22 protein-coding genes are annotated in these 22,296 nt (G+C 36.6%); 16 read left to right on the top strand and 6 right to left on the bottom strand.

What is annotated here, in order from left to right; genetic code table 11:
- Positions 1-374 precede the first annotated feature (374 nt).
- Complete coding sequence (locus JUJ52_RS00970; RefSeq protein WP_026681683.1) at positions 375-722, bottom strand: winged helix-turn-helix transcriptional regulator; 348 nt, start codon at positions 720-722, stop codon at positions 375-377.
- A 117-nt stretch (positions 723-839) separates the two neighbouring features.
- On the opposite strand from JUJ52_RS00970, the gene JUJ52_RS00965 reads away from it, so the two are divergent.
- The 8 genes from JUJ52_RS00965 to JUJ52_RS00930 all read left to right on the top strand — a co-directional run bounded on the left by JUJ52_RS00965 (position 840) and on the right by JUJ52_RS00930 (position 8,865).
- Complete coding sequence (locus JUJ52_RS00965) at positions 840-1,898, top strand: LLM class flavin-dependent oxidoreductase (protein ID WP_228088586.1); 1,059 nt, start codon at positions 840-842, stop codon at positions 1,896-1,898.
- 9 nt (positions 1,899-1,907) lie between these two features.
- Positions 1,908-2,474 (top strand): NADPH-dependent FMN reductase, encoded by a 567-nt coding sequence (locus JUJ52_RS00960; RefSeq protein ID WP_205388438.1) that lies wholly within the window; start codon positions 1,908-1,910, stop codon positions 2,472-2,474.
- Between the two features lie 261 nt (positions 2,475-2,735).
- The gene (locus JUJ52_RS00955; protein WP_026681686.1) at positions 2,736-3,527 is read left to right on the top strand and encodes a class I fructose-bisphosphate aldolase; all 792 of its coding nucleotides are present in this window, start codon (positions 2,736-2,738) and stop codon (positions 3,525-3,527) included.
- Positions 3,528-3,614: 87 nt separating this feature from the next.
- Complete coding sequence (locus JUJ52_RS00950; RefSeq protein WP_026681687.1) at positions 3,615-4,160, top strand: glycerol-3-phosphate responsive antiterminator; 546 nt, start codon at positions 3,615-3,617, stop codon at positions 4,158-4,160.
- A gap of 114 nt (positions 4,161-4,274) precedes the next feature.
- Positions 4,275-5,537, top strand: coding sequence for a PTS galactitol transporter subunit IIC (locus JUJ52_RS00945; RefSeq protein ID WP_205388439.1), 1,263 nt, complete (start codon positions 4,275-4,277; stop codon positions 5,535-5,537).
- Between the two features lie 15 nt (positions 5,538-5,552).
- Positions 5,553-7,070, top strand: coding sequence for an FGGY-family carbohydrate kinase (locus JUJ52_RS00940; protein ID WP_205388440.1), 1,518 nt, complete (start codon positions 5,553-5,555; stop codon positions 7,068-7,070).
- 5 nt (positions 7,071-7,075) lie between these two features.
- The gene (locus JUJ52_RS00935) at positions 7,076-7,834 is read left to right on the top strand and encodes a 3-oxoacyl-ACP reductase family protein (protein ID WP_026681690.1); all 759 of its coding nucleotides are present in this window, start codon (positions 7,076-7,078) and stop codon (positions 7,832-7,834) included.
- 29 nt (positions 7,835-7,863) lie between these two features.
- Entirely contained in the window at positions 7,864-8,865 is a 1,002-nt protein-coding gene (locus JUJ52_RS00930; protein ID WP_205388441.1) for a 2-hydroxyacid dehydrogenase, read from the top strand.
- Between the two features lie 160 nt (positions 8,866-9,025).
- Here the strand turns inward: JUJ52_RS00930 and JUJ52_RS00925 are convergent, their stop codons facing one another.
- Entirely contained in the window at positions 9,026-9,646 is a 621-nt protein-coding gene (locus tag JUJ52_RS00925; RefSeq protein ID WP_121604931.1) for a helix-turn-helix transcriptional regulator, read from the bottom strand.
- 284 nt (positions 9,647-9,930) lie between these two features.
- On the opposite strand from JUJ52_RS00925, the gene JUJ52_RS00920 reads away from it, so the two are divergent.
- Both JUJ52_RS00920 and JUJ52_RS00915 read left to right on the top strand, forming a co-directional pair.
- Positions 9,931-10,551, top strand: a complete 621-nt coding sequence (locus tag JUJ52_RS00920; RefSeq protein ID WP_121604932.1) for a superoxide dismutase — start codon at positions 9,931-9,933, stop codon at positions 10,549-10,551.
- Positions 10,552-10,628: 77 nt separating this feature from the next.
- Entirely contained in the window at positions 10,629-11,174 is a 546-nt protein-coding gene (locus JUJ52_RS00915; RefSeq protein ID WP_026681694.1) for an NADPH-dependent FMN reductase, read from the top strand.
- A 115-nt stretch (positions 11,175-11,289) separates the two neighbouring features.
- On the opposite strand, the gene JUJ52_RS00910 is transcribed toward JUJ52_RS00915, so the two are convergent.
- The 3 genes from JUJ52_RS00910 to JUJ52_RS00900 all read right to left on the bottom strand — a co-directional run bounded on the left by JUJ52_RS00910 (position 11,290) and on the right by JUJ52_RS00900 (position 14,873).
- A complete protein-coding gene (locus JUJ52_RS00910) occupies positions 11,290-12,690 on the bottom strand; it encodes a right-handed parallel beta-helix repeat-containing protein (RefSeq protein WP_121604933.1) in 1,401 nt (466 codons plus the stop codon).
- A gap of 421 nt (positions 12,691-13,111) precedes the next feature.
- The gene (locus tag JUJ52_RS00905; protein ID WP_026681696.1) at positions 13,112-13,738 is read right to left on the bottom strand and encodes a metal-dependent hydrolase; all 627 of its coding nucleotides are present in this window, start codon (positions 13,736-13,738) and stop codon (positions 13,112-13,114) included.
- A gap of 241 nt (positions 13,739-13,979) precedes the next feature.
- Positions 13,980-14,873 (bottom strand): TetR/AcrR family transcriptional regulator, encoded by an 894-nt coding sequence (locus JUJ52_RS00900; RefSeq protein WP_026681697.1) that lies wholly within the window; start codon positions 14,871-14,873, stop codon positions 13,980-13,982.
- 296 nt (positions 14,874-15,169) lie between these two features.
- On the opposite strand from JUJ52_RS00900, the gene JUJ52_RS00895 reads away from it, so the two are divergent.
- The 3 genes from JUJ52_RS00895 to cdaS all read left to right on the top strand — a co-directional run bounded on the left by JUJ52_RS00895 (position 15,170) and on the right by cdaS (position 17,217).
- The gene (locus tag JUJ52_RS00895; protein WP_026681698.1) at positions 15,170-15,763 is read left to right on the top strand and encodes a lysophospholipid acyltransferase family protein; all 594 of its coding nucleotides are present in this window, start codon (positions 15,170-15,172) and stop codon (positions 15,761-15,763) included.
- 261 nt (positions 15,764-16,024) lie between these two features.
- Positions 16,025-16,489, top strand: coding sequence for an NUDIX domain-containing protein (locus JUJ52_RS00890; RefSeq protein ID WP_121604935.1), 465 nt, complete (start codon positions 16,025-16,027; stop codon positions 16,487-16,489).
- Positions 16,490-16,593: 104 nt separating this feature from the next.
- A complete protein-coding gene (gene cdaS, locus JUJ52_RS00885) occupies positions 16,594-17,217 on the top strand; it encodes a sporulation-specific diadenylate cyclase CdaS (RefSeq protein ID WP_026681700.1) in 624 nt (207 codons plus the stop codon).
- 41 nt (positions 17,218-17,258) lie between these two features.
- Here the strand turns inward: cdaS and JUJ52_RS00880 are convergent, their stop codons facing one another.
- The gene (locus JUJ52_RS00880) at positions 17,259-18,164 is read right to left on the bottom strand and encodes a LysR family transcriptional regulator (RefSeq protein ID WP_026681701.1); all 906 of its coding nucleotides are present in this window, start codon (positions 18,162-18,164) and stop codon (positions 17,259-17,261) included.
- Between the two features lie 244 nt (positions 18,165-18,408).
- Here JUJ52_RS00880 and hpaB point away from each other — a divergent pair, with 244 nt between their 5' ends.
- The 3 genes from hpaB (at position 18,409) to hpaE (ending at position 22,259) form a co-directional block, all read left to right on the top strand.
- Entirely contained in the window at positions 18,409-19,875 is a 1,467-nt protein-coding gene (gene hpaB / locus JUJ52_RS00875) for a 4-hydroxyphenylacetate 3-monooxygenase, oxygenase component (RefSeq protein WP_121604936.1), read from the top strand.
- Between the two features lie 347 nt (positions 19,876-20,222).
- Positions 20,223-20,696: a flavin reductase family protein gene (locus JUJ52_RS00870; protein WP_026681703.1), complete on the top strand. Its 474-nt coding sequence runs from the start codon at positions 20,223-20,225 to the stop codon at positions 20,694-20,696.
- A gap of 60 nt (positions 20,697-20,756) precedes the next feature.
- Positions 20,757-22,259, top strand: coding sequence for a 5-carboxymethyl-2-hydroxymuconate semialdehyde dehydrogenase (hpaE, locus tag JUJ52_RS00865; RefSeq protein WP_205388442.1), 1,503 nt, complete (start codon positions 20,757-20,759; stop codon positions 22,257-22,259).
- Positions 22,260-22,296: the final 37 nt, after the last annotated feature.

Here is a 22,296-nt window from a genome sequence, read left to right as displayed (position 1 = left end):
TTCTGTATCGCTGCCGAAGCTTTCCTTAATCCTAAAGAGGAAAGATACCGGTGAGACCTTACAGTGTGCCAGCACGAGGAGGCTCTCTAGCCACCTAAGGAAAACGAAGTATATTTCCGGAGAAACTTTATCCCACATCTAACTGGCAGTAAGATCCCATTTCAATAAAGTGGAACCAATATGAATAAGAGGGGATTGACTGCCAGTAAATGTCCGATTGATTCTAGGGCCTTTAGGTCATACCCTTGTGGTACGAACAATCAGTGGGAGAATATACAATATCTCCACTGATTGAAGTTTCACTTTATCATATTAGTTATGCGTACTATTCTTTAATTAAAATACGCTTGTCTTCAAGCTTTCGTTAATAGTGGTTATTTCATTCTATGTTCCTCTTTTTTTAATTTATGCAATGTATGTTTAGTTCCCCATTCATGCATGGCTTCCAAAATTGGTTCTAAGGTTTTTCCGTACTCCGTAATGGAATATTCCACCTTAGGGGGAACCTGTGGGTAAACCACCCGCTGAATAATATCTTCTTCTTCCAATTCCCTCAATTGCTTCGTTAACATCTTTTGGGTAATCTCGGGCATCCTTTTTCTTAGCTCATTAAAGCGTTTCGTTCCTTCTTGTAATAAATATAAAAGGATTATTGGTTTCCATTTACCAACAAGTATACCTAAAGCATCTTCTACACGACATTCTTCTGGTATTTTATCCATTCTATTCCTCCTAAGTATCATTTTGTATACTAGGTCACCTTAAAGTGCGTACTTATATTTGTGATGGTTATAAACTACAATAACACTATAAGAGGTAATTGGAAAGGTGGATGAACAATGGAAACTTATCGCATTGATCGACGTAAAGGAATGGAGTTTGGCATCTATACACTAGGGGACCACCTGCCAAATCCTAAAACAGCAGAACGTATCTCTGCACAAGAACGTATACATGAAATAATTGAATTTGCTAAGTTAGCTGAACAAGCAGGTATCGATTTCTTTAGTGTTGGGGAGAGCCATCAGGAGTATTTTGCAACGCAGGCACACGCCGTAGTATTAGCAGCAATTGCCCAAGCAACAGAAAAGATAAAGCTTGCAAGTTCTTCGACGATTATAAGCACATCTGATCCAGTACGAGTATATGAGAATTTTGCAACCATTGATCTCATTTCAAAGGGAAGAGCTGAGATTGTAGCTGGGCGTGCATCAAGGATTGGATTATTTGATTTATTGGGCTATGATGTACACGATTATGAAGCATTGTTTGAGGAAAAGTTCGAATTGTTATTAAAAATCAATCGAGAGAAGATAGTTAATTGGCATGGTGAATTTCGTGCGCCGTTAAATAGCGCTGAAGTTCTCCCACGTCCGAAAAATGATTCTATGCCAATTTGGCGAGCTGTTGGTGGTTCTTCGGCTAGCGCCATCAAGGCTGGTTACGCTGGAGTTCCAATGTTTCTTGCTCATTTAGGTGGTCCAGCTACAAGCTTTAAACGTTCGATTGATGCATATCGTGAAGCTGCTAATAAAAGTGGGCACGATTCATCTAAGCTACCAGTCGCGACTGCTGGCTTCTTTTATGCAGCAGAAACTTCCCAGCAAGCTTTACGTGAAATGTATCCTCATATAAATGAAGGAATGAAGCTAACGAATGGACAAGGATTTCCTAAACAGCATTTTGCACAAGGAGCAGATCCGCATAATGTTATGAATATAGGTAGTCCACAACAGATTATTGAAAAAATCTTATACCAGCATGAATTATTTGGGCATCAACGTTATATTGCCCAAATTGATTTTGGTGGTGTTCCATTTGATCGTTTAAAGAAAAATATCGAGATCATTGGTGCTGAAATTCTACCAGCCATTAAAAAATATACAGCAGAAAAATAGGAGGAAAAAATGAAAATTGTTGCGATGTCTGGGTCAAAGATTGGTACGAAAACGAGCACGGCTATGAAGTATACGATGAAAACAATTAAGAATACGTATCCACATGTAGGCGTTACTTTCATGGATTTAGCAGAATATGACGTTCAGTTCAGTGACGGCCGTCATTATTTAGATTATGAAGGGGATACAAAATATGTTACCCAATTAATTATGGAGGCAGATGCAATTATTATCGGAACACCTATATTTCAAGCATCGATTCCAGCTACGTTAAAGAATATATTTGATTTACTTCCAGTAAACGCATTTCTTGATAAAGTTGTAAGTATGCTAGTAACTGCTGGTTCGCCAAAACATTATTTGGTCCTTGAACAACAACTGAAACCAATTTTAACGTATATGAAAGCACAGATAGTTCCGTCTTATGTATTTATTGAGGAACAGGACTTTTATCAAAAAGAAATAATTAATGATGATGTGCGATTCCGAGTTGACCGTTTAGTGGAAGATACAATTGTATTAACCGAAACATATACAGCTATTCGCGAAAAGAAAGAAGCAGAATACTTCTTTTAATTCATTAAGGTAAAAGCTTTCCCTTACAAAAGCATCTTGCCTTTTTAAGGCTATATGTTGCTAACGCCTAAGGAAAGCGCATTCAAATGGTCTTGACAGATAGTTCTCCATCCTATATGATAAAATTAATGAAAGTCGACAACAAAATAGCATTAACAATTGGGTATGTGCTTAGGTGAATCCCTGCAATAATTGGCAGTTAACTGTCAGTTGGTTGTGGGGATTTTTTGTTGTCTATATTATAGAAATTGGGGAGATAGCATGCAAAAAACTAGACGAATGGCAAATCTATTTGCAAAAGATGGAAAGTCAATAACGTTGGCTCTTGATGGGTATTATTTTTCAACGAAAACGACCGGTATTGATAAGGCAATCGCTCAATTGCCAAGCATGATTGAAAATGGGCTAGATGCAGTACTTGTGACATATGGCATGGCTAAAACATATGCTGATACTTTTACCAATGTCGGCATGGTAGTACGTGCGGATATATCGACAGAACTGTTTGATGCAAGTGTTCCAAATACAACTGGATTAATTACAGTTGAAGATGCATTAAAACTCGGCGCTGATGGTGTGATTTCAATGACGTTTCCAGGAACTACGAATGAAGCAAGTTCACATCAAATAGCTGCTAATTTGGCACGTGAAGCAGATAAGTGGAATATGCCATTTATGTGCGAAACATTACCATTTGGTTATGCGATAAGTAGTGAAGCCTCCAATCAACCGGAAGTCATCGCCTCTGCAGGAAGAATGGGGACGGAGCTCGGTGCTGATATTATTAAGACTAGATTTTCTGGTGAAGCTAGTGACGTAGAGATTGTGAAAGCTGCTCAACGACCTGTGCTTGCCTTAGGTGGACCTAAGACAAATGACATGTTAGCCTATTTTAAGTTTGTTAAGCATTGTATGGATGCTGGAGCGAAAGGCGTGGCTGTAGGACGTAATATTACGCAAAATGAACACCCATCAAAAGTGGTAGCTGGTTTGAATACAATTATTCATAAAAATGGTACAGCTGAAGAAGCGTATGAAGTTTATCAGACATAATAGCTAGTAAAATACGTAGAGCTTGACACTTTTTTTGAAGTTTTCTAGAGTAATAGTTGCAAGCGCTTTAAAAAAGGGGTGAGGGCGATGTTTTCGCAAAAGACTGTAATCCCTTCTATAAGACAACTAAAGGATTTGCAAAGTGCGCTTTCAAGTAAGTCAACATATATATTTCTCTCTGAAGTGCATATTGGCAATTTAAAAGAGCTAACGAATCGTTGTCACCAAGCTGGTAAAAAAGTCATCGTACATTTAGATTTGGTTGAAGGGTTAACGAAAGATACGAAGGGTGTTAAATGGTTAAAAGAGATGTTTAAAGTCGATGGGGTTATTTCTCCGAATCAACGTGTATTAAACGCTGCAAGTAAAATGGGAATGCTGACAATCTATCGTATCTTCTTGTTTGATTCTCGTTCGTTGGATCAGTCATTGAAATCGTTAAAAAATACGCATTTTGATGGTGTTGAAATTTTACCAGGACCGTTTGCTATTCATTTTGTCGAACGGATTCAATCCATCGTCCCAGAAGCAAGCCTGCTTGCGGGTGGTTTTCTAGATACAAAAGATAAAATAAATAAAATTCTTCATGGGGGATTTGTTGCTGTGACGACAAGTAATAGAGAGCTTTGGTAAAACAAAATAGCGAAGGGGTATTTGTGATTAGGTGATAATTCCCTCAAAGCTGACAGACAAAGGGCTGTCTTCTTTGGGGGGTTTTTCATGCACAAAAAAAGGGGGAATAGAAGGATGGAAATAATAAACTGGGTTATTGATCTAGGTCCGTCAGTTATGATGCCAATTATTTTCTTAATTTTAGCACTATGTTTTAGGATTAGGTTAGGTCGTGCTTTTAAAGCTGCCATGCTTGTAGGAATTGGTTTTATGGGTATAAATCTAATCATTACACTTCTTCTTGAGAGTATGGGACCTGCAGCAGAAGCAATGGTAAAGCGATTTGATTTGCAACTGACGGTGATCGATCCGGGGTGGCCAGTAGCAGCTGCAATTGGCTGGGGAACACCGATTGTTCCTTTTGCAGTAATTAGCATCATCCTAGTAAATATAATTCTATTAGTGTTTAATATAACAAAAACAGTCAATATTGATATATTTAACTTCTGGATATTCATGATAACAGGTGCACTCGTTTATAGTATAACTGGGAGTATATCAATAGCTGTTGTTGCATCACTGCTTCATTTTATAGTGGTTTTGATCATTGGCGATGTAACTGCTCCACGGATCCAATCAGACTATAATTTAAAAGGGATATCATTCCCACACGGGACTACAGCAGTTTTTGTGCCATTTGGAATAGCTATAAATTGGATAATCGAGCGTATACCCGGATTACGTAAAGTGGAGTCAGATCCTGAATCGATTACTAAAAAATTCGGGATATTGGGAGAACCCCTTACATTGGGGGCGATCATTGGAGCACTGTTAGGGATTTTAGCGGGATTTAATATAAGCTCTGTTTTAACGTTAGCTGTAACAGTAGCAGCGGTAATGGTACTTTTACCTAAGATGGTTGACGTACTTGTAGAGGGATTATCAATAATTCGTGAAGCAGCAGAATCGTTTTTAAAACGAAAGTTTCCAGATAGAGAGTTTTACATTGCTATGGACACAGCGTTGTTAATTGGTCATCCTGCTGTACTTGCAACCGGTTTGTTGATGATACCATCTACGCTTTTACTTGCAATTATCCTACCTGGCAACCGATTATTACCATTCACTGACTTGGCATCGCTTTCATTTTTGTTTGCGATGTGTGCACCTTATTTAAAACAAAATATGGTTCGGTTATACATAACAGGGCTGGTAATTATGACGATGGTGTTATATATCGGAACAGATATCGCTACTGCTTTTACGGAAGCTGCTAATCTAGCAAACGTTACTTTACCTGACAACATAAGCGATACAACAGAGCTTGCAAATCTTGTTGGTGGAGCTTCAACGCCGCTAGGTTGGTTATTAATTAAAATTGCATCATTTTTTGGATAGGGAGGAATGATTTTTTTGAATAAGTATTTACTAGGTATTGATAATGGGGGAACAGTTACAAAGGCAGCACTCTATTCGCTATCTGGAAAAGAAGTGGCAATTGCTTCTCAAAAGACAACGATGATTATGCCAAAGCCATTTCATACAGAGCGTGACATTAATGAGTTATGGAATGCCAACGTAACGGTTATTAAAGAGGTACTAAAGAAATCAAACATTGATTCAGAACAAATAGCTGGAGTTTCCATTACTGGACATGGTAACGGTTTATATTTAACAACCAAAAGTGGTGACCCTACTTACAATGGTATTATCTCTACCGATAACCGTGCGAAAAGCTATATTGAGAAATGGTACGCTAATCCGAGGTTTGAATCAGAAATATTGCCGAAAACAATGCAATCTGTGTGGGCAGGCCAACCGGTAGCGTTGTTAGCGTGGTTGCAAGATAATAAACCCGAGGTAATAGAAAACACGGATTATGTATTCATGGTTAAAGATCTCATTAGGTTTAAATTAACTGGAGAAGCCTATTTGGAATTGACTGATATCTCAGGTACGAATCTAATCAATGTAAAAGATCAGTGCTATGATCTGCATTTACTTGAATTTTTTGGTTTAAGTAAAATGTTGCCAAAGCTACCTCCTCTTAAGCAATCAACCGATATTTGCGGATATGTTACGAAAGAAGCTGCATTAGCAACAGGGCTGAAGGAGGGGACGCCAATTGCAGGAGGAATATTTGATATCGCGGCGTCGGCTGTAGCATCAGGCTTAGTTGAAGAAGATAAATTATGCATTGTAGCGGGGACTTGGAGTATAAATGAATATATTACTAGGAAACCAATTGTAGACAAGGATTTATTTATGACTTCTATTTATTGTTTGTCTGATTATTGGCTTACAACTGAAGCAAGCCCAACTTCAGCAAGTAATTTGGAATGGTTTATTGAAAAATTTATGTCTGTAGAAAAACAAGAAGCTGAAAAACAAGGAAGTTCTATATATGACCTTTGTAACGAACTAGTAGCTTCAACTGAGCCTGAGGAGAGTAATCTTTTGTTTTTTCCATTTTTATTCGGTTCCAATACAGTGCCGAATGCCAATTCTTGTTTTATCGGAATGAATAGCTGGCATCAATTGAAGCATTTCTTAAGAGCGGTGTATGAAGGTATTGTTTTTAGTCATTTATATCATATTGAACGATTGACGAAATATAATGACCAACTTGAATCATCGCGAATTGCTGGCGTTGTAACTAAATCAGCTATTTGGTTACAAATGTTTGCTGATTGTCTACAAATCCCACTGGAAATTGTTGAAGTCAAAGAACATGGAACGCTTGGAACAGCAATGTGTGCAGGGGTAATGACTGGATATTACCGATCAATCGATGAAGCTGCTAGAAATATGGTACATGTAGAACATATCATTAAGCCAAATCCGAACAGAGCCGAAGTGTATGCAACAAAATATAAGCTTTATAAAGAAACGCTAGAGAAGATGGAGCAAATTTGGAAGGTAGGGGTGTAGTAGCGATGGATTTAGGGATAAAAGAAAAAGTAGCCATTATTACTGGAGGTTCAAGAGGCGTTGGTAGGGAAACAGCACTAGCTTTAGCAAGAGAAGGTGCTAATATTGCTATTACCTATCAAGGAAGTCAAGAAAAAGCCCAAGATGTAGTAAGTGAAATTAGAGCTTTGGGCTGCAAAGCCGTAGCTTTTCAAGTGAATCTTGCGGATGCTCATGCAGCAAAAGAAGTAGTGCTTAAAAGTATTGCGTATTTCGGTGATGTAGACGTTTTGATTAATAATGCAGGTGTATGGCCGACAAGTTACGTGAAAGATATGCGATTGGAGGATTGGAAGGAAACTCTTGATATTAATTTAACCAGTGTATTTCAAACATGTAAAACTTTCTCTAATCATTGCTTAGACAAAAAGAAATCAGGAAAGATTCTTAATATTACCTCGCAAGCAGCATTTCATGGATCGACAACTGGTCATGCTCACTATGCAGCAAGTAAAGCTGGAATGGTTGGTTTTACGATTTCGCTTGCACGTGAATTAGCAAAAAGCGAAATAAATGTAAATAACCTTGCTTTAGGGATAGTGGAAACAGATATGATTAAAGACTCATTACAAAAAAATAAAGAATACTACATGAATCGTATTCCGCTGGGGCGTGTTGCATCACCTAGAGAAATTGCTGATATAGCAACTTTCTTAGTCTCAGAGAAGGCAAACTACCTTACTGGTGCAACCATTGATGCTACAGGTGGCATGTTGATGCGATAAACATTAAAACAAAAAAGGGGTTATGGAAATTGAAATGTTTAGCCATTGCTGACTTATTTATTACAAAAGAAATGATGGAACAAGGTCTAACCAAATTAAAGGAAGCTGGTATCGAAGTTACGATACGTGAATGGAAACATGAAAATTTAGAGCAGTTGCAAAAGGATAATCTAGCGATTGAACAAGGCGGGAGTGAGGTTGTTGACGTACCGAACGACTTACTAGAGGATATGGATACGTTTGATATGATCATTACACAATTTGCTCCTATAAATAAGAAGGTAATTTCTTCTGCAACCAATTTAAAAGTAATAGGTGTACTTCGTGGGGGAACAGAAAACGTAAATAATGATATAGCCAGAGAAAAGCATATTAAAGTGGTGAATACACCAGGACGCAACGCGCGAAGTGTAGCTGAGTTTACGGTTGGACTCATCTTATCAGAAATTCGTAATATTGCAAGATCTCATGCTTCTCTAAAACAAGGTGAATGGCGTAAAGAATTTCCGAATAGTTCCTTTATACCTGAACTTGAAGAGAGGACAATTGGCTTAATCGGGTTTGGAAACATTGGCCAATTAGTTGGTCGCTTCTTAAGTGGATTTGATGCTCGAATTATTTTCTACGACCCGTATTTTCATGGGCAAACAACGTTTGAACAGGTTGATTTAAATACGGTGCTTACCGAATCAGATATCATTTCTATGCATGGTCGATTGACGAATGAAACGAAGCATATGATTCGCTATGAGCATTTCCAACAAATGAAGAATACGGCTGTAGTCATTAACTCTGCTAGATCAGCACTTATGAAGGAAGCAGACCTTATTAAAGCATTACAGCATAAAGAAATTGCGGGAGCAGCGATTGATACATTTGATCATGAACCATTAGGAGATAGTAGTCCATTTTTACAATTAGATAATGTGACAATTACTGCTCATATGGCTGGAAGTACGAATGATGCTTTTCGCAATACACCAAAAAAACTCGCAGAATATTTATTAGCATGGTATAAACGACAAGTGTAAAAGTAGTCTTTTAACATTTTTATCCCGCATATAACTAGCAATAAGATCGCCGCTTCAAGCGGTTCACCTAACAATCAGTGGGTTGATAAACCACCCCCCACTGATTGAAGTTTCACTTTATATTTCTATTGAATGAAAAGGGAAATGATTACAATCGGTATTAAAATGCTATTAAAAACCGACAGTGATCATTTCCTTCTGTTTTGCAGCTTGTTCGTGTAACATTATCCGTTTGTAATACCTTTTGAAACATGGAGGTTTCACATCGGCATGCAATTTTGTATTCTTTAGCAACTGCCATAATAGGACAATTATATTCAGTAAGCTCATAGGTGTTTGCGTCAATCTTTGTGATATCCGCCATATAACCTTTTTCATTTTGAATCATTTCCATTTCTTTTATTCTTTCAGATGGGGATTTTTGGTACATCCGAATATTATATTCGTTCGTTAAACGATTTTCTCGTCTTTGAAATAATCGCTGAATGGAATCATCTCCATGCAAATCTCTAATATCGTTTAAAAATTCTACACTTAACCCTTCATAGCTTTTTGGAAACAATAATTCGCCTTTTTCCGATAACGAATACTGTTGCATCGGTCTTCCCATCGATTGTTTTACTTCTTCTGAAAAGATAAGCCCGTCTTTTTCCATAATAGAAAGATGCTTTCGAACTGCCATATCTGTGATATTCAAATGCCTTTTCAGTTCACCAACAGTCAATTTAACCTCTTTTTTTAATAGATGAAGTATCTTATCTTTCGTAGTAATCCTTTCCATAATTAACACCTCTTTTTAGGAAATTACGGTCACTGTCTGTATAAGAAGCAACAAGTCTAGGCTCATACTAAACCTGGTCATTGATATGGCAGAATATAGATTTCCTTTATTGTATAAAAAAGTAGCAATAGTTAAAAGCAAAAAGAAACTATGTGACCAACAAAATTATTAGGGTTTTTGAGCATATAAATTGCTTTTAACAAATTGATGCGATATCCTTTTTGCATACTTATTATACCAATAAGTATAATAAGTACAAAATAAAAAGGATGGAGGAATTTTTTATGGCAAAATTTGAATTACCTGAACTACCGTATGCAACAAATGCATTGGAGCCGTACATCGATCAAACTACTATGGAGATTCATCATGCGAAGCACCATCAAACATATGTAAACAAATTAAATGCTGCACTAGAAGGTAAGGCTGAATTAGCAGACAAATCATTAGAAGCAATTATTAGTAATTTGGAAGCAGTACCAGAAGATATCCGCACAGCGGTACGTAATAATGGTGGAGGACACTTAAACCATACGCTTTTCTGGGAAATTATCGCACCAGGTAAAGAAGCAGCTGAACCTGCTGGAAAACTGGCAGAAGCGATAAAAGAAGCATTTGGAAGTATTAGCAGTTTTGAACAAAAATTCGCTGATGCAGCGACAACTCGCTTTGGCTCTGGATGGGCATGGTTAGTTGTTAATCAAACTGGTAAGCTAGAAGTAATAAGTACACCAAATCAAGACAACCCAATCTCAGAAGGAAAAACACCGATTTTAGGTATTGATGTGTGGGAGCATGCTTATTACCTTAAGTATCAAAACCGACGTCCAGAATACATTGAGAATTTCTTTAATATTATTAATTGGGACGTAGTTGCTGAAAAATATGAGTTAGCTGTGAAATAATGCAAATAAATGGAATGATGTGCTATTCTGGCGCATTATTCCATACATATACAGAATATAAAAAAGGGGGGAAACCAGTGAAAATTGTTGGAATTTCCGGATCAATAGTTGGAGAGAAAACCTCACAAGCTGTGCACGAGGTTTTACTTGCTGCAAAACGCCAGCAAAAAGATGTCGAGACAGAGTTAATCGATTTAAAAGACTATGAAGTTGAATTTGTTCGTGGAACCCCTTTAGCTTATTATAACGAAGATACTTGGTATGTTGTAAATACAGTCTTAGCAGCAGATATCATTGTATTTGGCTCCCCAATATATCAAGCTTCGATCTCAGGTGTGTTAAAAAACCTGCTCGATCATTTTCCTGTGGACGCTTTCAAATCTAAAGTGACAGGAATTATAACAACGGGCGGATCTGAAAAGCATTTTCTTGTGTCTGAATACCAGCTTAAACCGATACTTTCTTATTTAAAAGGGATCGTACCGTCTTGTAGTGTTTTTATTCATAATGACTCATATAATGATGATAATGAAATCGTAGATCCTTCCATTTTAAATAGGATCACATTGCTCACGAAAGAGATGATGGCGATACAACAACGGATTGAACTGGAAACACAATAATGATGCAGTAAATCTGCTGATAGCTGATAGACGAACAGGGCTGTTCCCGAAATTTAAACTGGCTTTTTGGTGACAGCCCTTACTATGTAGCCTCTTTTACAGGAACTTATAGCACTTAGTTCTCTACAATATTTTTTGCAGGTGAATCCTTCTTTAAATTAAAATTATATTGGTTTTCATTTTCATATTTTGGGTCTAGGTAACTGGATTTTAAATCGCTTTTTGAAGTAATTTTAAATTCAGGAAAAGAAGTGTATGCTTCTTCTTTCCATACCCAAATACCTGTTCTTCCTACTTCCTTATGAAATACATTCATTATTAACTTGTTGGCATAATTTGTTGTAAAATGGTTAGCAATAAATAGACGAGATGGTCCAGCAGTTAAAATGTTTTTTTCAATCACATTTTTTTTAATATTATGCTGTAATAAAAGCTGTCCCCCGTCTAACCCTTTCGTATCGTTTCGATAAATAATATTTTTGGAGATAATGGAATTTTTCGTACCACCTCGTTCTTTATCATATCCGCCAATTGATATGCCTGTGTAATAGTTTTCATAAATAATATTATTTCTAATTGTAATATGCTCCGCATATTTCCCAGCATGTTCAGAGGTTGCTTCAATACCGATATCGCAATGATAGATGGTATTCTTTTCAATAGTTATATTTTTTCCGCCGTCTACGTAAATACCACCTGCACTATAATCTTCTCCATAACTTGGATTTCCGTAAGAGGAAATATCATAAACTTGATTATTCTTTATGAAGCCATTTCGTGCATAGTCATTTTTCTTATCATTAGATATCCCTTCATAACCGATAATATCAATGCCTATATTATCATTTCGGCGAACAAGATTATGTTCTATTTTAAAGCCATTTATATTACCATTGAGTACAATCGATTCACTTGAGCCAAGCTTTAAATCTTCCACTGTATTATTTAAAATGTTTATGTCTACCATTGGAGAGGTTCCATATACCGCAATTCCATGCCCATTTCCATCATTTGCATGAGTTTCAATACGCTGCACATGGTTATTTTCTAAAGTAATATGACTGCTAGAACCTGTCACATAAATTCCCATTACTGTTTCATTTGTTACATTACTAGTTAAATCCTGTATGATTAAACCACTAACTGTAACATAGTTTTTATTATTTATTGTAACTAACGAAGTATTCTCTTCAGCATCCTTTAGGTCCTTTCCACTAACAACTACCTTCTCGTTTTTGTAGGCTTTAAAAGTAATTGGTTTTGTTTTTGTACCACTATGTTTAACGACAAGCTTTTCGTTGTAAGTTCCTTTTCGTATGAAGACAGTAGTTCCTGCACTAGCTTTTGTAGCGGCTTTATTTAGCGTGCGAAATGGCTTTAATTTTGTACCATCATTTTGATCATTTCCATTTATAGATACATATATGACCTTTTCCTGCCCTGCATTAGCACTATTCGATATGAGAAAAATTGTAACAGCAGCCCCCATCAATAGAATAAATAATACCTTTTTCATGTAATCACTCCGTAATAAAAATAATTATGTCTTCATCATCGTACACGATGATGAAGACAAATACTATTTCTTCGTATTTAAAGCAAAAAAGAAGGCTGAAGAGATGGCCATGCGGCATTAAATCTAATTTATGGGAGCTTTAGTGCAATTCTATTTGGAAACAACTGAAAACTGACTGAGTTGAAAAAAGTATAGTAGCAATTATTTGTTGATCTAATTTTCCATCAACAAGAAGGGACATGAGGGAAAACAAAGCATATGGAAGCATGTGGGAACACTATATTAATAGAGAACTGGTAGAAGATACATAGGTTGGTTTGAAGCAACCGTACCTAGTTACGACTGAATCTGAACTTCATGGGATGAAGAGCAAGAGGTTAGTGGCATTTGGAGAAAATGCTATCACTAACTCCTAACTTACTTACATGTCCTTTGACCAAATTGGTAGAAAAAGCTTAATGCCTCGTTTGTTAAACGGGAGGAACTTGCTATCTCCAACTAAGTGGCTAATATACCCAATGAGGCAGGTATAGTAAACGCCGTCAACAGCAAGTGAGGATTCTAGGTTAGCAGCAATAAACCCAAAGAAAATAACCCCCAAGATAGAATGCGTATATGTACGGTGTGCTACAAAGGAAGCAATAAGAATATAGATTCCTAGCAATAGTAACCACATTTCCTGTAAGGATAGTCCACCCGCTAGTATACCAATCCCGGTAATGGTTAGCATATGCTTTTGCTTGATCGATGAAGATAATGCCAACAGTGCTAAACCGATTCCCATCCCAATGTACCTTTCATTATTTGCTCCTTCATAGAAACTATAGCAAATAAGCAAAACACCAATTAATTGTGCAACCGCTCGAAACATCTTATGAGATAAGGTTATCTTTCCTCTTAATTTACCATCGATATCAAGATCAGGAAGTAAACCTGATACGGTACCGATCCCGATTAGTAAAAGTGTTTGCGAAGGAGTAGATTGAAGGTTGTTTGCTATAATAAATCCTGTTGCTGCTCCAATTGTTGCATGTGCTGTACCATTCATTTAGTAGTACTCCCTCCATCCTATACGAGATTATAGAAAAACAGACTATTACATTGTACAACAAAATATATGTTCTGTTTAGTAGTAGAATTAATTATTTCAATTGTTTTATTTTATGAGAAAGTATAGAGAACAAGTGAAAGTCAAACGTGAAAAGGCAGTCTGAATTGGATAATCTATATTTAGAAAACAAAAAGGAGCAATCTCAATCTATCGAGCTTGCTCCTAGTTACAGATCATCTTATTCTTTTGTGTTTGTAGAATCTACAAAATTCCATAGCTTGAAGGCTATTTCTCTGGCCTCTACTTCATGGGGCGTTGTTTTAAATACTTCTTTAAATGAGTGCGAAATTGTCTCGATCAGGAAATATCTAGGATCATCTTTTTTTAATTCTTCAAGTAGAAATAGCAAGTACTCCAGACCGCTTGATGTAGTATTCGTATCAAGTTTTTGGTGGAAGCCATTTAATTGAGTTAAAAGTTGGTCTTTGGATCCTTTCTTATCACCTATGTTTCTCGCTAATGTGCTTCGTACATCGTCATCTAAAAGCAGGTCTTTTGAATGTATCAATTGTGGTACAATCGCATCTATTCTTCTAATCACATAGGCTACAAGCTCAGTAATATCACTTAAATTCTTTGATGAGGCAGTCCAAATATGAATAATATGTTGCATCATGCCAAGTAGAAGGACTGCACAATCAAGTGCATAGGGAGCAGATGCTTTGCCATATACATCAATTAGTCTATCTCTTAGCCAAAATAATTCGGCTAAATGATTTTTTTTGACAAAATCTCTTAGTTCATCGTCACCGGAATGGAAAATAGCTTCAAACAGAAGAAATAGATTCTGTTCGCGATTAATGTGCATACGAATTGCTATTTGTTCTGCAAGAACTTTTTTATCAGAAAGGTTTTGTCCAATAAGAATTTCTCTTCGCCTAACAAATGTCTCCTCATTAACATATTCTAATATTGCTATTAGACATTCATTCTTCGAGGAAAAATAGTTATAAAATGTTCCCTTTGAAATGTTTGATTCCTCTAAAATATCTTGTATGGAAGTAGCAGAGAACCCTTTCTCGATGAAAAGTTGTTGTGCAGTAACTAAAACTTGTCGCTTTCTTTCATTCATCTTATCACCTTTATTCCGCTCTCACAGGAAGAAAAAGATAATTTTGCTCCATTCCTGTAAGAACCAGCGTCGTTCAACTGCAAATAATGGAAGGATAATATTAGCTATACCTTATGCAGCATAAGATTATCGTAACCGATTACTATCTTCTTAGCAATGAGAACGAATATTATTGAGAGAAGCTTAAAAAAATTGTTGAGCTTTATACAATATTAGTATCAGGTATTAATACTTTATGTTAGAATGAAGTCGTAAGAATAAATCAATCTATTTATAAAGTGAAGGGGTTTCAGGATATGTATTATTTCGCAGCACATGCTTTAAAAATAATATTACGTTTGTTTGGAAGATTGAGTGTATACGAAAAGCAAAATGTACCGACATCAGGTGGCTATGTTATAGCTTGTACGCATACAGGTTGGGTTGATATATTATGGCTCGGAGTATCTGTTCTGCCAACAAAAATCCATTATATGGCAAAAAAAGAGCTCTTTCAAACTCGATTTTTAAAATGGTTGATGGAGGGGCTCCACGCATTTCCGGTTGATAGAGAAAATCCTGGTCCGAGTACCATTAAAATTCCCAGACGTTTACTATCTGAGGGAAAGGTTGTGGGGATTTTTCCAAGTGGTACGAGAACGAGTGAGGAAGTTCCTTTAAAAAGAGGTGCAGTTACGATTGCAGGACATGCGAATGTTCCAATTATTCCGGTGGCTTATAGTGGGCCAAATAATTTTAAAGATCTGTTGACGCGTGTGAAACCGAAAATTATATATGGCAAACCAATTTATCTGTCAACAGATTTGACTAAAAAAGAGGGAATGGAAGTTATGTTAGCTGAACTAAATCAGGAATTACGTCTGCTCCAGCAGAAGCTCCAGTCAAAGTGATCTCAACAAGAGGGAGTCTATGTTAAGAAATAGAGCTCCCTTATTAATAGATTAGCATAGAGGATGAGTAATTTTTCCGCATGAATAATACACTGCCTTACGTTACAGCCAGTTTTGAAAAGTATAAAAAGACTAATTATTCATCTAGGTTTAATTAGATTAATTTTATATGTAATGATAAACGATTCATTACTCTAAGTTAATTAATCAATAACTTTGCACATGAGAATACAAGCGTAAAAAAGCGTAGGAGGGAAAGTTATGGGGATTAGAAATTCTGCCAAAGCAATTATTATTCATGAGGGTGAAATTTTAACAATAATGAAGCAAGATAGAGATGGCTATTATTATTTGTTGCCTGGAGGTGGGCAAAATAAAGGTGAAAATTTACATCAGGCCTTAAAAAGAGAAGTATTAGAAGAGATAAGTGCAGTTGTAGAAATTGGTGAATTATTGTGCATACGTGAATATATCGGAAAAAATCATGAACATGCCACATATGATGGGGATACGCATCAAATCGAATATATGTTTATTGCTAGTTTAGAGGGAGATAGAAGCCAAGTAATGAATGGCGTTCTTCCTGATGATGGTCAAATTGATGTAGCTTGGCTACCTATTTCAAGCATTGAGAACTATCGGCTATATCCAAAAGCACTTCGTCCCTATTTAATTGAATATATGGCTGAAGTAAAGCCTCCCGTTTATCTTGGGGATGTTAATTAACGATATATACTTCAATAAATAATATAAAACAATAGATGTCCGTATACCTTTCTTTTAAAGGGAAAAAGTAAGTAGAACCGATAAAAAAGATAGAGGTGTGTAAAATGGATAATGTTAATCTAGGGCTATCTGATGAAATGCAGAACCATTTAAGCAAATATTTAACACAAATTACATCTGATATTAATCATGTGCTTGATACAATTGAAAGAAAAGACTGCTGTATATTAAATGAGTTTGAGCATATCCATCATACGTTTCATGATTTACAAAAGACAGCTGCTTCGTATTATTTAAATTCATACTTATCCTCATACACTGATCGCTATCAAGCCTTATCAACAGCGATACAACATTTTTCCGAGCGTAAACACGGGGCACTCATGGTTGTTGAACGAAATGATATGTTGGAAACATTCCTACATTCTGGGATTCCAGTTGGTGCAAATCTTAGTTATGCCTTATTGGAATCCATATTTTACCCTGGAAGCCCACTTCATGATGGCGCTGTCCTAATTAAAGGGAATACCATAATCTCTGCGGGAAATGTTCTTCCTCTCTCTCAACAGGTAGCAGGTGATAAAAAAATGGGAACACGACATAGGGCTGCATTAGGATTATCTGAAATTAGTGACGCAGTTGTACTTGTTGTATCAGAAGAAACAGGTAAAGCTTCCTTTGCATTAGATGGTAAAATGTATGCGATTCATCCTGGAGGAATGATTTAAATGGTTGAAACTAACAAATCTTATGCGTATCATCCAATCGGTCATTCGAAGATAGTTTCTTTCTCAAGCTTTTCGGATTGAAATAATTCAATAAATCGCCTTGTACTTTTAGAAAGGTAACGGTCCTTTAACCAAATAAGAGATGACTGAGAAATGATTGTATTATCTTCTATTGTTAATGTTTTTAGCCCACGTAATTGATGTCCAGATAGTGTCGACTCAGGAACAATTGTTGCTCCAACCTCCTCACTAACAAGTTGGAGAATCATGTCTACATCTGGACATTCACAGACTATTTTAGGGTGTAGATTAAAACTTTCAAATTGATCAAGGATTAATTCATATTGTCCAATGCCGCTAATTCTGTGTAATAGTAACAATGGAAATGTGCTTAGTTGTCTCATTGTAGTAGCTATCATGGAAGATTCGCACCATTGTTCTGGCATTACTACGATATATTTTTCATCCGGAAGGGAAAGGGAATTAAAGGCTTGCATCTCTAATGGTAAACGAATAATGGCAATGTCAATATCTCGATTACTTAGTTGTTCAGCAAGCGAATAGGAATCTCCTTCTTTTAAATAAAAGTGTACGTGAGGGTATTTTTCCTGAAATAGCTTTATTTGCCTTGGTATGTGAGAGAAGCAAGTTTTCACACAACCGAGCGAAATACTTCCCTTCGTACCCGTCCCAGTTTCTTTTACCTCTGTAATTGTTTCTTCTAATGTATCGAACAATTCGTTAATTTTATTATAGAGTACTGTTCCTGCATCTGTTAATTCCATTTTACGCCCGTTACGTTCCAATAATTTAACTCCTAGTTCTTCTTCTAATGACTTCAAGCTTTGACTTAGTGGTGGCTGGGCCATATGTAATTTATTAGCTGCTCGGGTAATTTGCCCTTCATTAGCTATAGCTTGAAAATACCGTAAATGTCTTATTTCCATTGAGCTATTCATCCTTTTTTAGTTGGTAACGCTTACTTTCATTGGATTATATATGATTTGATGTACAAAAACAATATCTTTTAAAACAAATATATATTATATATATAGATTACTAATGAAATAGATATTATTAATATAGAAATAATCGTGCTATTATTCTAATTAAAGGTATTATTCAGAAAAAAGTTTGTGCATTGGACCGAAATGATACCGCTTACAATAATAAAGTATAGGAGGAAAGTATATGCCAGCAAAATCAGGAAAACAATATATCGATCGTTTAAAGCAAGCGAATAATAATGTGTATATTCATGGAGAACGTGTTGAAGATGTAACAGAGCATCCGGCATTTAAAAATGCAGTTCAGTCCATGGCAAGACTATATGATATTCAATATGAAAAACCAAAAAAAATGCTCTACACTTCTCCTACTACAGGAGACCAAGTAGGGAAGACATTTATGGTACCAACCACCATTGATGAACTAATCGAGCGACGTGAGGCAATTATGGAATGGCAAAGTTTTACGAAAGGGTTAATGGGAAGATCTCCTGATTATTTAAATGCTGATGTTATGGCAATGGGAGCAGCAAGTGAATTCTATGCCGAGGGTGACCCAATGTTTGCTGAAAACGCAAGGAACTTTGCTACTTTTGCAAGGGAAAAAGACATTAGTTTGACCCATACATTAATTCACCCACAGGTGAATCGTGCAAAGATTCAGGCTGAGCAGAAAGATGCAAATGTCGCTCTTCATGTAGTAGAAAAAAATGATGAAGGTGTCGTAGTTGATGGGATTCGCCTTTTAGCAACGCAAGGTGGTATTACGGATGAAATTCTAGTATTTCCATCTACAGTTAAAAAATCAGGTGAATTAGACGATCCTTATTCGTTAGCTTTTGCAATTCCGAATAACACACCAGGACTAAAGTATTTGAGTCGTGAATCGTTTGACTATGGAAAGAATCAATATGATCATCCACTCAGTTCTAAATTTGAAGAAGGGGATACCATTGTCGCATTTGATCATGTACTTGTACCGTGGGACCGAATCTTCGTTTTAGAAAATTCATCCATATGTAATCGGGCATTTTCTGAGACGAATGCAGTTGTGCATATGACACATCAAGTGATTGTCAAGGATATCGCTAAAACTGAATTCCTGCTTGGGGTTGTTCTTACACTAATGGATTCGATTGGCATTGATGGATTCCAGCACGTAAAAGATAAAGGCACAGAAATCATGCTTACCTTAGAAACAATGAAATCTCATCTATTTCGAGCTGAGCATAGCGCAAAATTGGATAGGTGGGGGATGATGACACCTAATTTCCAAGCTTTAGATGCTGCTAGAAATTGGTTTCCTCGTGTTTATCCGAGAATGGCTGAAATACTAAGGATTTTAGGAGCATCAGGCATGATGGGAATACCAACATATGCTGATTTCGAAAATGAAGAAATTGGTCCAATTCTTCATCGTGCTATGCAAGGAAAAAACGTTGAAGGTTATGAGCGCGTACAGATTTTTCGTTTAGCTTGGGATTTGACAATGAGTGCATTTGGTAGTCGCCAAACGCATTATGAATACTACTTTTTTGGCGATCCAATTAAAATGGGCATGGCGTATTTTGATAAATATGATAAAGAAGTGTATAAAGCCCAAGTTCGGGACTTTTTAAGTAGTCAGCACATGGGGCAAGTGAAATTATAAAATTTTCATTTTTCATATCAGAAATGTAGCGATATTTTATTATGAAAGCCAAATAAAATTGATGGTAATACATTGAGCCTAGAAATTGGCTCGGTGTTCATTATCAAATGAAAATTACTTTCTCTAATACAGTTATAAATTGTAATTTACTTAAGCCAACAGGCAGCCACATGAAGGAAGCTATAAGGTTCTCAAGTGGCGTATTGCAATATAACGGTGATAGCCAATGGTTGGTGGTAGTAAAATCGAATGCGTTATGAGTAAGACTACCAAGATAGATGTTCTAAGTAATTTCCATGATTTCCGTAGAGTCAGTTTCCATCTTACAATAAAGGAGGAGAATTAGCATGGAAAACAGAGAGTTTCGTAATGCAATGGGGAGATTTGCCACTGGAGTTACGGTAATTACAACAAAATCGGGAGATAATCATCATGGCATGACAGCGAATGCGTTTATGTCTGTTTCACTAGATCCTCAATTGATAACGGTTTCCATTGACAATCGAGCTAATATGTTAAATAAAATAAACCAGTCTGAGAAATTTGCTGTTAGTTTTCTGTCTGATAAGCAGCAGGATATTTCCATGCACTTTGCTGGTCAAGCAAATGCTGACGAGGAAATAGAATTTGATTATATACAACAAGTTCCGGTAATCCAAAACGCTCTAGCCTCCATAGTATGTGATTTAGATCGTAGCGTAAAAGTTGGAGATCATACATTGTTTATTGGTAAAGTGATCGATATGAATGTAACAGATGGAAATCCGTTAACATTCTTCGGTGGAAAATACGGAAAACATGAACCCGTTGAATATGTATAGTTAACGATCGAAATTATTATATATGATTTAATATATTATATTCAAAGGAGTGGAAATCACATGGCTAATCAAGTAGCTGATCAGCATTTGAAAATGAAACAGCAAACAAAAGATATCAAGCTCTATATCAATGGAGAATTCGTTGAAGCCGAAAGTCAGCACACATTTGAAAATATAAGTCCATATACAAATGAAACCATAAACAAGGTTGCATCAGGTGATCAAGCTGATATTAAGAAAGCTGTACAGGCAGCAAGAGCTGCCTTTAACGGAGAATGGGGCAACTTAAAAGTAAAAGATCGGCTTGCATATGTCTACAAAATTGCAGATCTTATTGATGAGCATATTGAAGAGATAGCCCCTCTAGAATCATTTGATACTGGTTTACCAATAAGTCAAACCAAGAAAATGGTGAGTAGAGCAGCCTATAATTTCCGTTTTTATGCTGAAATGGTTTCTACGCGCATGGTAGGAGAAGCATATCAAGTGGATGATGAATTTTTAAATTATACCATTCATAAACCAATTGGTATTGCTGGGTTAATTACACCATGGAATGCACCATTTATGTTAGAAACATGGAAAATAGCACCAGCATTGGCTACTGGGAATACCGTTATCTTAAAGCCGGCGGAGTGGTCTCCATTGACTGCTAATCGATTGGCAGAAATCATAGACAAGGCAGGACTTCCTAAAGGCGTATTTAATGTAGTTCACGGCTATGGAGAAACAGCAGGTGCTTCCCTTGTAGCACATCCCGATGTTGAGTTGATTTCATTTACTGGAGAGACGACTACTGGCTCAGAAATCTTAAAAAATGGTGCGGACGCTTTGAAGAGCTTTTCTATGGAGTTAGGTGGAAAATCACCAATTATTGTTTTTGACGATGCTGATGTTGAACGTGCACTTGATGCATGTACATGGGGGATATTCTCGTTTAATGGAGAGCGCTGTACGGCGAATTCGCGCTTGTATGTGCATGAACATATAGCTGATGAGTTTATTCATAAGTTAAAACAACGTATAAACAAGATAAAAGTAGGAGATCCGTTAGAAGCAGATACACAGGTTGGTCCACTTATTCATAAAAATCATTATGCTAATGTCAGGAATTATCTTGAAATTGCTAAAAAAGAAGGATGCGAAGTAATTAGTGGAAATGTTCCAGACAGCAAAGGTAATTACGTTGCGCCAACCCTTATTCTGAATGCAACTAATCAAATGCGTGTGATACAGGAAGAAATATTTGGACCAGTTATTGCTGCAATGACATTTACAGATGAACAAGAAGTTATTGACTTAGCTAACGATGTTCGCTACGGCTTAGCTGGTTACGTTTGGACACAGAATATACAACGGGGGCATCGTGTTGCTCAAGCGATTGATTCTGGTATGTTATGGGTGAATTCACAGAATGTACGTGATTTAAGAACACCATTTGGAGGATCAAAGCACAGTGGAATTGGTCGTGAAGGTGGACATTATGCCTTTGAATTCTATACGGAAACACAAATTATCCATGTTGCTTTAAAGGATCATCCTATTCCGCAATTTGGAAAGTAATAGCTGTCATGATTTTATATGGGGAGGGGAATGCCAG

This window comes from Virgibacillus sp. AGTR (assembly GCF_016919725.2).
GTDB lineage: Bacteria > Bacillota > Bacilli > Bacillales > Amphibacillaceae > Virgibacillus > Virgibacillus salarius.
The sequence above is the reverse complement of the archived record's forward strand: the minus strand, read 5'-3'. Positions and strand labels throughout refer to the sequence as shown.